Here is a 10,660-nt window from a genome sequence, read left to right on the forward strand (position 1 = left end):
TCGGACGGGCACCGACCGGAGCCGATCCGACCGGAGCCGACCCGGTCGGGCCGGACCCCGTCCCCGGCCCGTACGTGTGCGGGGGGCAGCGCCGCCGGGAGTCCGGCGGGCGCGCCGGGTCCTGGCGTCCCGTCCGCCTCCACGGAGGAGGGCTGATGACCGACGGCGGTCCCCGGCTCCCGGTCACCTTCCCGCTCCCCGTCGTTCCGCTGGCCGACGCGGTCGCCCGGCAGTTCCGGCTGCTGGAGTGCGTCGCCCGGCACTTCGAGGGGGACCAGCTCTTCACCGCGGACCTCGGAGTCACCCCCGGTCTGGGGCGGCCCAGGACCACGGCCCGGGTGGAGGCCGTCCTCGCCGACTTCTTCGGCGCGCGGGCCGCCGTACTCGTCCAGGGGGCGGGTACGGGGGCGATCCGGGCCGCCCTCGCCACGGCCCTGGGCCCGGACCGGCGGCTGCTCATCCACCGGGCGCCGGTCTACCGCACCACCGGGGTCACCCTGCGCGCCCTGGGCGCGCGGACCACGGCGGTCGACTTCAACGACCGCCGGGCGCTGGGGCGGGCACTGGCCTCGGGCCGGTTCGCCTGGGCCTATGTCCAGCACACCCGGCAGCGGCTCAATGACTCCTATGACCCCGGCGAGACGGTGGCGGCCTGTCGCGCGGCCGGGGTGCGGACGATCGTCGACGACAACTACGCGGCGCTGCGCGTCCCGGCCTGCGGGGTCGAACTCGGCGCGGACGCCTCCTGTTTCTCCCTCTTCAAGCTCCACGGCCCCGAGGGGGTCGGCGTCGTGGTCGGCGCCGCAGACCTGGTCGACCCGATCCACCGGGACACCTACTCCGGCGGTGGCCAGGTCCAGGGCCACCAGGCCCTGGACGCGCTGCGCGCCCTCACCCACGTGCCGGTGATGTGGGCGCTCCAGTCCCAGGTCACCACGGAGGTCGCCGAGCGGCTGACGGCGGGTGAGGTGCCGGGCGTGGCGGAGGCGCGGATCGCCAACGCGCAGGACCGCTGCGCGCTGGTGCGGCTGGAACGTCCCGTCGCACGGCGACTGCCCGCCGTCGCGGCCCGGCACGGCGCGGCGCGCCACCCGGTGGGCTCCGGCTCGCGGTACGAGGTGGCTCCGCTGTTCTACCGGCTCTCCGGCTCCGCCCTCGACGACCGCCCCGAGCTGGCCGACTCCACGATCCGGGTCAACCCCATGCGGGCGGGGGCGGATCTGGTGCTGGAGATCCTGCGCCGCTCCCTCGCCGGCCTGGACCGCCGTACGGAGGGCTGACCATGTTCCTCGACACCGTGCTCGCCCGTAACCCGGCGCTCGTGGAGACCGCCGCCGCGCTGCACCACAGGGGTGCGATCCCGCCCGACACGTATGTCATGGACCATGACGCGGTCGAGGAGAACGCCCGGCTGCTCGCGGCGGAGGCGGAGCGGCGCGGTCTCACCCTCTGGTTCGTGGCCAAGCAGTTCGGCCGCAACCCCGAACTGATCCGGGCGGTCGCCCGGCACATCCCCCGTTTCGCGGCGATCGACCCGCCGGAGGCGCGGGCGCTGCGCGCCGCCGGGGCGGCGGCGGGAAATCTGGGGCATCTGGTGCAGATCCCGGTGCGGGACCTGGGGGAGATGCTCGGGTGGCGGCCCGAGGCCGTCACCGTCTTCGACCTGGCGAACACGGCTGCCGTCGGGGCGGCCGCGCGCGGGCTCGGCACCGTCCAGGATGTCCTGGTCCGGGTGGAGGGCGCGCCGGAGGATGTCCATCCGGGGCAGGAGGGCGGCGTTCCGGTGGACCGGCTTGACTCCTTCGCCCAGCAGGTGGAGCGGCTGCCCGGGGTGCGGATCGCGGGGGTGACGGCCTTCCCCTGTCTGCTGTGCGATCCGGTGTCCGGCCGACCGCGCCCCACCGCCACCCTCGGGCGCGCGGTCCGGGCCCGGGAGGTTCTGGAGGCACGCGGCCACGACGGGGTGAGGCTGAGCGCGCCGAGTGTCACCTCGGTGGCCACGCTGCCGCTGCTGGCGCGGTACGGCGCCACCCACGCGGAGCCCGGTCACGCGCTGACCGGCACCACACCCGCGCACGCGCGGGACCTCCGCCAGGCGGAGCGCCCGGCCTGTGTCTACGTCAGCGAGGTCGCCCACACCCTCGCCGACGGCAGGCCCGCCGTCCGCGGTGGCGGCTTCTATCCGCGCGCGGTCATCCGCGACGCCTATGTGCCGCGTACGGGCGCGCGGCTGGCCGTGTACCCCGCGCCCGCCGGGACCATCGACTACTACCGGCTGTTGCGGGCGCCCGCCTCGCCCCGGGACGCGCTCCTGGGCGACACCGTCGTCCTCGCCTTCCGTACCCAGGTCTTCGTGACCCGCAGCACGGTCGCCGTGGTCCGCGGCCTCTCCTCGGGGGTGCCCCGGCTGAGTGGTCTGTACGACGCGCGCGGCCGGTCCCTGGAGTGAGACCGCGGACCTCTGCTCCGCTCGCGGTACGGGCTCCGCCGCCGGTCCACGGAGATCCGGTCCACGGAGATCCGGCCGCGCGATGCAGGACCCGCACCGGAAGGACGCGCGACAGGACCTCGACGGAAAAGAGGGGCATAAGGCGTGAGTCGGGTCATCCTGATCGGGGTGGCGCCTCGGCGGGTGATCCATTTCTGGCCTCGATCCGACAGATTCTTTCGGTAACCCAAATCCTGCTTATGATTTCGAGCGTGTTTGACTCCCGGCAGATCAGGACCTTTCACGAAGTCGTCAGATCCGGTTCGTACTCCGCGGCCGCCCGTGCCCTGGGGTACACCCAGCCCGCGGTGAGCCAGCAGATGAAGGCGCTCGAACGGGACGTCGGCACCCCGCTGTTCGTCCGGGTCGGCCGGGGCATCCGGCTCACCGAGGCCGGACTGGCCCTCGCCCGCCACTCCGGGACCATCCTGGACTCCGTCGACGCGGCGCGGCAGCAGATCGAGGCCCTGACCCGGCTGCGCTCGGGCCGGGTGCGGCTCTGCGCCTTCCCCAGCGCCGCCGCGACCCTGATACCCGAGGCCATGGCCCGGCTCGGCGCCGACCACCCCGGGGTCCGGCTGGAACTGCGGGAGGGCGAACCGCCCGAGTCCCTGCGGCTGCTCACCCGGGGCGAGTGCGACATCACCCTGGCCTTCAGCTATCCCGGCCTCGCCGTGGAGACCCCGCCCGAGGTCGAGGAGATACCCCTGCTGGAGGACAAGGTGACCGTCCTGCTGCCGACCGGCCATCCGCTCGCCCGCCGCCGCGCGGTCCACCTCGCCGATCTGGCCCGTGAACGCTGGATCGCGGGCTGTCCCCGCTGCCGCGCCCACTTCCTGCACACCTGCGCCGAGGCCGGGTTCACCCCGGATATCTCCTTCACCTCCGATGACAACCTGGTGGTGCAGTCCCTGGTCGCGGCGGGTGTCGGTATCGCCATGATGCCCGCCCTCGTGCTGTCGTTCCTCTGCCATCCCAAGATCACCGGCCGACTGGTGCAGCCGCATATCTCCCGGCGGATCTCGGCGTATGTCCTCCGGGACCACCAGCGCATCCCGGCCACCGGGCTGGTCCTGGACGAGCTGCGCCGCGTGGCGGGCAACCGGGTCGGCTGCTGACCCGCCCCCGTCGTACGGACGGACCCCGCGCGCCCCACCGTACGGGCGGCTGACCCGGCGCCCGCCGTACGGGACGCCCGCGCCCGCCGTACGGGACCGGCCACCGCGTACCGCCGCTCCGCCACCCGCCGCGCGCCGCCGTACGGAACCGGGCCCCCCGCCTCCGTACGCCCGTCGCCGTCCCCACCGCCTCCCGAGCGTCTCTCCAGCGACTCCCGAACCCATAAGGAACCGTGGGGGTGGGGGCAACAAACCCTCGCTGGACCCGGGGGACCGGCCACCGCACCCTGCCACCATGACGACCTCCGCCGTTCCCGGTCTCCTCACCCCCGAGGCCCTGTCGGCACCCCGGCTGGCCCTCCTCATCGACGCCATACGCGCCGACGTCCGCCGTGGTCTCGCACCCGAGCCCACGGCCCGGCTCGTCGCCCGCACCCTCGGCCCCTATCTGGGCGACCCGGGGCTGCTCACCGCCGCCCAGCGCGAGGGCGACCCCGACCGGTACCGCCAGCATGTGCTGCACGCCGAACGCGACGGCAGCTTCTCGCTGGTCGCGCTCGTCTGGCTGCCCGGCCAGCACACCTCCGTCCATGACCATGTCTCCTGGTGCGTCACCGGTGTCCACGAGGGAGTGGAGAGCGAACGCCGCTACCGCCTGGTGCCCGAAGGGCGCTCCGCCCGGCTGGTGGCCACCGGGGACGTCGTCAACCCCCAGGGGACCGTGGCGGCGTTCGCCCCGCCCGGGGACATCCACCAGGTACGCAACGACGGGCCGGGACTCGCGGTCTCCTTCCATGTCTACGGTGCCGATGTCGCCCGCCTCGGCAGCAGCATCCGCCGTGTCTACGACCTTCCGGCCGACCGCTGATGGCCCTCCTCGGACGTGAGACACCTCCGCGCGCCCTCGTCCCGGCCGTCGCCCGCCGGGGGCGGCCCCTGCCTCCGGCGGTCCCGGGGCTCGCCCTCGCGGCCGGGGGCACCGTGACCGCCTGGCTGGTGCACCGGGCCGTGCCCGCCGTACCCCTGCTCACCGTCGCGGTGCTGCTCGGGCTCGCCGCGGCGCACATACCCGGGCTGCGGCCCCGGATCACCGGGCGCTACCGTCCCGGGCTGGCGCTCGCCGCCCGGCGGCTGATGCGGGTGGGCATCGTGCTGCTCGGCCTCAAGGTCGGTGTGGTCGATCTGCTGGGGCTCGGCTGGGCCACCGTGGCGATGGTGGCCGGTGTCGTCGCCGCCACCCTGGGCGGGACGTGGTGGCTGGGCCGCCGTCTCGGACTCCCCGGCGACCAGCCGCTGCTGATCGCCACCGGCTACGCCATCTGCGGCGCGTCGGCCATCGGCGCGGTCTCCGCCGTACGCGACAGCGACGAGGAGGACATCGCCCCCGCCATCGCGCTCGTCACCCTCTGCGGCACCCTCGCGATCGTCGTGCTGCCGCTGCTGCACCACCCGCTCGGGCTGAGTGCCGGGGAGTTCGGCCGCTGGGTCGGCGCCTCCGTCCATGACGTGGGCCAGGTCGTCGCGGCGGCGGGCACCGCGGGCGGGACCGCCCTCACCGACGCCGTCGTCGTCAAACTGCTGCGGGTCATGACGCTGGCCCCGCTGGTCGCCCTCCTCGCGCTGGCGGCCCGCCGCCGTATCGCCGCCGCGTCCCGGCGCGGGACGGTCCCGGGGGTCGGGACCAAGCTCCCGCCGCCGCTGCCCCTGTTCGTCGCCGGGTTCCTCGCGATGGTCGCGCTGCGCAGTACGGGAGTGGTGCCCCCGGACGCGCTGGAGGCCGCCGCCACCGCACAGGAGATCCTGCTCGCCATGGCGCTCTTCGCCCTCGGCAGCGCCGTCCATCTGCCCTCCCTCAGCCGTACCGGGGCCCGGGTCGCCGCCCTGGGGCTCGCCGCCTGGGTGCTGATCGCCGCCGTCTCCTACGGCGGGGTGCTGCTGACCGCCTGAACGTCAGGTATGTGGCCGGTCGCTCCCCGCGCGGGGTGTGCGCCCCCGTCGGTACAGCCACAGCGCGGTCGCGGCGGCCACGACCGTCACACAGCCGGTGAAGACCAGCCCCGCGTCCCGCAGCCCCACCGTGACCGCCAGCGCGCCCACCCCGATCACCGGTACGGACAGACCCGCGTAGGCGACCACGAAGAACGAGGAGACGGTCGCGGCCCGGTGGGCGGCGGGCGCGGCGTCGCCGACGGCCGTCAGCCCCGCGCGGAACGCCAGCCCCTGCCCCAGGCCGCCGCAGATCCCGCCGATCACCAGCAGCGGCAGGGACGTCACGGCCAACGACGTCCCGACCAGCACCAGCCCCGCGACCAGGACCAGACAGCCCAGCGGAAGCGCGGAACCCCCGGGAAACCGGCCCGTCAGGGCCTGTCCGGCCGTGGACGCCAGGAAGACGGCGAAGACGACCAGCCCGCCGACCGCGAGATTCCGCTCGCCCAGGGTCTGGGCGAGAAAGCTCGGCGCCACGGCGGTGAACAGCCCCAGCAGCGAGAAGCCCGCGAACGCGGCGACCCCCGCCGGGGCGAAGACCGCCCGCACCTGGGGCGGCACATACAGCCCCTGCGGTACGGGACGTGACCGCAGCCGCGGCCGCTCCACCGTCTCCGGCAGCGCGAGCACGACGGCACAGGCCAGGGCCAGCAGCACCAGGTGGGCCACGAAGGGGAGCGTCAGCGGCGCGGGCGCGTACTCGGCCAGGAACCCGGCGAGCAGCGGACCGCAGCCCAGCCCGCCCATATTGGCCGCCGTCGCCGCGAACGCGGCCCGGGAGCGCTGTCCGGGAGCGGCCAGTTCCCTGACGGTGACGGTGCCCGCCCCGCTCAGCAGACCGGCCGAGAACCCGGAGAGCACCCGGCCGGCGTACAGCATCGGCAGCCCGCCCTCCAGCAGGAAGCAGACGGCGCTGGCCGCCCCGCACAGCAGGGCGCAGAGCAGCACGGGGCGCCGGCCCACCCGGTCGGAGTGGTTGCCCAGGAGCAGCAGGGTCAGGATGACGCCCACCGCGTAGGTGGCGAAGACCAGGGTGACGGTGAGCTCGGAGAAGCCGAGTTCCGCACGGTAGAGGCCGTAGAGCGGGGTCGGCAGGGTGGTGCCCGCCATACCGATCGCGAAGACCACGGCGGCGGCGCCGTAGCCGAGGCGGCGCCGTGGCGGGGTCCGGTGGCCCGGGAGGGTCTGGGTCATGCCGGTCACCTTAGGTCGATGTTCCGATCATCCGGGCGGTTGGCGGCCGGGTGGGGGAGGGGTGTGGGACCCGCCGTACGGAGCGGGGCGGCCCGGTGGCGTCCGGCTCCGGCCGGGGAAGCCCGCCTCCGGCCGGTGGCGGCCTTCCGGGTCCGGTGCGGGAGTCGTTGGCCCGGGAGTCGTTGGTCTGGGAGTCGCTGGTCCGGGGGGTGTCGGCCCGGGAGTCCCCGGTCCCGGAGTCCCCGGTCCGGGAGTCGACGGAGGTCGAGTCGTCGGCGCGGCGCGGCGCGGCGCGGTTCGGATCGCGTGCGTGACAGGGCCGTGACGGGTCCGGGATGTCACCCGATCGGCCCTCCCCGGCGGTGCGATCCCGTCCGCCGGGCATCGCGGAGCGCCCCGGCGCGACGTGCGGCGATGGTGCGCCGGGACGCCCGGGACGGTGTGCTCGCGCTCGCCCGCCGGGCCCGGAGCGGCTGCCGCATATGCCAATGCCGTGCATATCGCCATAAAATGATCGAACGCTCGGGCGGCCGGATCGCGGGACCTCGGTGCCCGCGACCCGCGCACCCGTGCCACCCATCCGTGCCGAAGCGGTACCTCATCCGCCTGAGGTCGCCGTGCCCGGCGGCTCGCCGCACCCTCCGGTGGGCCCCGAACACCGTACGGAGCCCGCAGTGAGCCATTTCCTGCCCGACCGCACCGCCGTCCTGACCGCCTGTCAGGGCCTGGCCCTGGCCTATCCGGACATCGGACTCTGCGCCGAACCGCTCTATCTGCTCGCCACCCGCCCCGCGCCCACCCGCCGGGTCGCGCTGGTCTCCGGCGGTGGCGCGGGCCATGAGCCCCTCCACACCGGGCTGCTCGGGCGCGGCGGCCTGGACGCGGTGGTGCCCGGCGCGGTCTTCACCTCGCCCAGTGGTACGCAGATCGAGGCGGCGATGCGGGCCGCCGCCGCCCTCGGCGGCAGGGACGCGGTCCTGCTGGTGGTGAAGAACTACACCGGAGACCGGATCAACTTCTCGCTCGCCGCCGACCGGGCGGTGGCGGGCGGTCTCCCGGTGGCCCAGGTCGTGGTCGCCGACGACCTCGCCACCAGTGACGCGCCCGCCGGGCGGCGGGGCACGGGCGCGACCCTCGTGGTGGAGAAGCTGCTCGGCGCCCTCGCCGACCAGGGGGCCGATCTCGACAGTCTCGTGGAACTCGGAGAACGGGTCGCCGCCGCCTCCCGCAGCCTCGCCGTCTGCGCCCGCGCCCACACCTCGCCCGCGCACCGGGCCCCCGCGTTCCAGCTGGCGCCCGGCGCACTCGACTACGGGGTCGGTATCCACGGCGAACGCGCCGCCCGCACCCTTGACGCCTCGGGCTCCGTCGACCGGGTCGTCACCCGGGTCGTGGACGAACTGCTCACCGCCGTCGCCCCCCGCGCGGACGGGGTGATCGCCCTGGTGTCCGGTCTGGGCGGCACCAGCGAACTGGAGCTGAGGGCGATCAGCGCGCTGGTGCACCAGAACCTCACCGCGCGCGGGGTACGGGTCCAGGCCCTGGCCGCGGGCTCCTATGTGACCGCGCTCGACATGGCCGGGTTCAGCGTCACCCTGACCGCGCTGGAACCCGGCTGGACCGCGCTGTGGACCCTGCCCACCCGTACCCCGCTGTGTCTGCCCGGCGCGGCCGCGTCCCGTGACACGGCCCTGGCGCCCGCCCCGGCGCCCGCGCGCCGCCCCGCCCGGGCCCCGATACTCGGCGCGGCGGTGGCGGCACCGGAGGTCAGTCACGCCTTCCTGGACGAGCTGCACGCCATCTGCTCCACGGTCCACGCCGATCTCACCGCCCTCGACCAGGCCACGGGGGACGGGGACTTCGGGGACAACTTCTGCGGGGGTGTGTACGAGGCGGCCCGGCTCGCCCGCCGGTTCACCCTGGCGGGCGCCACCGCGCTCGCCGACACCTTCCGCGACCACGTCGGCGGTTCCAGCGGGCCCCTCTTCGGGATGCTGTTCACCGCGCTCGCGCCCAGCGCCGACCGCTCCGCCCCCGATGTGCCCGCCCTCGCCGCCGCCGTGGGACAGGCCCTCGCCGACATCACCACCATCGGCGGGGCCGTGCCCGGGGACTGCACCCTGGTCGACGCCCTCGCCCCGGCCGCCCACTGCCTGGCCACCACCTCACCGGCCGATATCGGCGGGGCCCTGACCGACGCCGCCCGGGCGGCCATCACCGGGGCGCACGCCACGGCCGTACTCACCGCCCGCCGGGGCCGGGCCAGTTACACCGGTGACCACGCGGCCGGACAGCCCGACCCCGGGGCCGTCGCGGTCGCGCTGATCCTGACAGCGCTGGCCCGGGTCCATGAACCGGCGCCCGCCACCCGGCTGCCGCCGCTCCGCGAGATCACCAGGAACGGCGCCTATCGCTGACGCGGCCGGCCCGGGGCACCTGACATCGTCCGCCCGTCCGCCCGTCCGCCCGTCCGCCCGTCCGCCCGTCCGCCCGTCCGCCCGTCCGCGTGCCTACCTGTGTACCTGTGTACCTGTGCGCCCGTCCGGAACGGGCCGGGCCGGGCCCGCACGGTCCGCCTCGCACCGCCGGGCGGACGCGTCCGGCTGCCTGTTACCTGTTGCCCTTGCCCCGATGTCCGCTGTTCGTGAGGCGCGGTACTCGGATGTCCTCGCCGGACGCTCCCCGGCGCGCCGGGCGCCCAGGTGGCCACAGAGGAGTCAGGCCACCCCCTGGCTGAAAACCGATCAAGGGTTAGGTTAGGCTAAGCGAAGTAGCGAATTCCTCGCGGCCCCATCGCCTTGTCCTCTTCGTCATGCGATGTCGGCTGCCCGCAAGACCTGGGAGTCATCCGCCGTGCGTTCCGTCCGTTTTCGCAAGACCCTCGTCGTGACCAGTGCGGCCCTGTGCGCGGGTATGGTGCTCAGTGCCTGTGGGGAGTCCGGCAAGAGCTCGGACGAGGGCAAGGGCAAGAGCGAGGGCAACGTCACCGTCGCCACCGCCAAGGGTGACCTCGAAGTCCCCCGTAAGCCCGCCCGGGTCGCCGCGCTCGACAACACCTCCTTCGCCACGCTGAAGGCGTTCGGCGTGAAGCCCGTCGCGGTGCCGAAGGCGCTGCTGCCGAACGAGGGCTTCGAGGACTGGAAAAACGATTCTTCGATCAAGGACGTGGGCACCCACCGCGAGCCCAAGTTCGAGGTCCTCAACGCCAGCGAGCCGACCCTGATCATCGGCGGCTACCGGTTCACCGACCACCACGACAAGCTGTCGAAGATCGCCAAGACGGTGGATGTCGCCCCCTCCGACGAGGCCAAGGGCGGCTATGTCAACGCGCTGAAGACGCAGACCGAGGCACTCGGGAAGATCTTCGCCGAGGAGAAGAAGGCCGCCGAGATCGTCGCCGCGCTGGACAAGGCCGAGCAGGCCGCCGTCGCCGCCACCAAGGGCGAGAAGGTCTTCCTCGGTGTCGCCAGCGCCGGGAAGGTCGACAACGGCGCCAGCCGGATCAGCCGTCTCACCCAGCCGCTCAGCCTGAAGAACGTGCTCGGCGCCGAGGGCCAGGAGAGCACCTCCGTCCACGACAACTCCGGGCTCGCCCCCGAGACGATCGCCAAGCTCAACCCCGACTGGATGATCGTGCTCGACCGCGACGCGGCCGTCGGTGGCGAGGAGGGCGCCAAGGTCGTCGCCGCCAAGAAGATCGTGGAGGACATGGAGGCCTGGGACAAGACGACCTTCCGTCAGAAGAACCAGGTCATCTACCTCTCGAACGACTTCTACCTCACCGAGGGCATCCAGGCGTACACCCTCCCCTTCTACCAGGGGGCCACCGCGTTCACCGCGGCAAGCTGACACCTCCAGGCCGGAGCGGCCC

The 10,660-nt window shown here is 74.2% G+C and carries 8 protein-coding genes; 7 read left to right on the forward strand and 1 reads right to left on the reverse strand.

Features of this window, described 5'->3' with window-relative positions; all coding sequences use genetic code 11:
- Positions 1-155 precede the first annotated feature (155 nt).
- The 5 genes from ACFVIM_RS12025 (at position 156) to ACFVIM_RS12045 (ending at position 5,553) form a co-directional block, all read left to right on the forward strand.
- Positions 156-1,280: an aminotransferase class V-fold PLP-dependent enzyme gene (locus ACFVIM_RS12025; RefSeq protein ID WP_384300574.1), complete on the forward strand. Its 1,125-nt coding sequence runs from the start codon at positions 156-158 to the stop codon at positions 1,278-1,280.
- A gap of 2 nt (positions 1,281-1,282) precedes the next feature.
- Positions 1,283-2,449, forward strand: a complete 1,167-nt coding sequence (locus tag ACFVIM_RS12030; RefSeq protein WP_384300575.1) for an alanine racemase — start codon at positions 1,283-1,285, stop codon at positions 2,447-2,449.
- A gap of 251 nt (positions 2,450-2,700) precedes the next feature.
- On the forward strand, positions 2,701-3,606 hold the full coding sequence (locus ACFVIM_RS12035) for a LysR family transcriptional regulator (protein ID WP_384300576.1): 906 nt from the start codon (positions 2,701-2,703) through the stop codon (positions 3,604-3,606).
- Between the two features lie 295 nt (positions 3,607-3,901).
- The gene (locus ACFVIM_RS12040; protein ID WP_384300577.1) at positions 3,902-4,474 is read left to right on the forward strand and encodes a cysteine dioxygenase; all 573 of its coding nucleotides are present in this window, start codon (positions 3,902-3,904) and stop codon (positions 4,472-4,474) included.
- Complete coding sequence (locus ACFVIM_RS12045) at positions 4,474-5,553, forward strand: YeiH family protein (protein ID WP_384300578.1); 1,080 nt, start codon at positions 4,474-4,476, stop codon at positions 5,551-5,553. The genes ACFVIM_RS12040 and ACFVIM_RS12045 overlap by 1 nt, the downstream gene beginning before the upstream one ends.
- Before the next feature lie 3 nt (positions 5,554-5,556).
- Here ACFVIM_RS12045 and ACFVIM_RS12050 read toward each other — a convergent pair whose 3' ends face one another.
- A complete protein-coding gene (locus ACFVIM_RS12050; protein ID WP_384300579.1) occupies positions 5,557-6,789 on the reverse strand; it encodes an MFS transporter in 1,233 nt (410 codons plus the stop codon).
- A gap of 674 nt (positions 6,790-7,463) precedes the next feature.
- Between ACFVIM_RS12050 and ACFVIM_RS12055 the strand changes: the two genes are divergently transcribed.
- Positions 7,464-9,206, forward strand: a complete 1,743-nt coding sequence (locus ACFVIM_RS12055; RefSeq protein ID WP_384300580.1) for a dihydroxyacetone kinase subunit DhaK — start codon at positions 7,464-7,466, stop codon at positions 9,204-9,206.
- A 400-nt stretch (positions 9,207-9,606) separates the two neighbouring features.
- Positions 9,607-10,638, forward strand: a complete 1,032-nt coding sequence (locus ACFVIM_RS12060) for an ABC transporter substrate-binding protein (protein ID WP_384300581.1) — start codon at positions 9,607-9,609, stop codon at positions 10,636-10,638.
- Positions 10,639-10,660: the final 22 nt, after the last annotated feature.

Source organism: Streptomyces sp. NPDC057638 (assembly GCF_042800315.1).
Classification (GTDB): domain Bacteria; phylum Actinomycetota; class Actinomycetes; order Streptomycetales; family Streptomycetaceae; genus Streptomyces.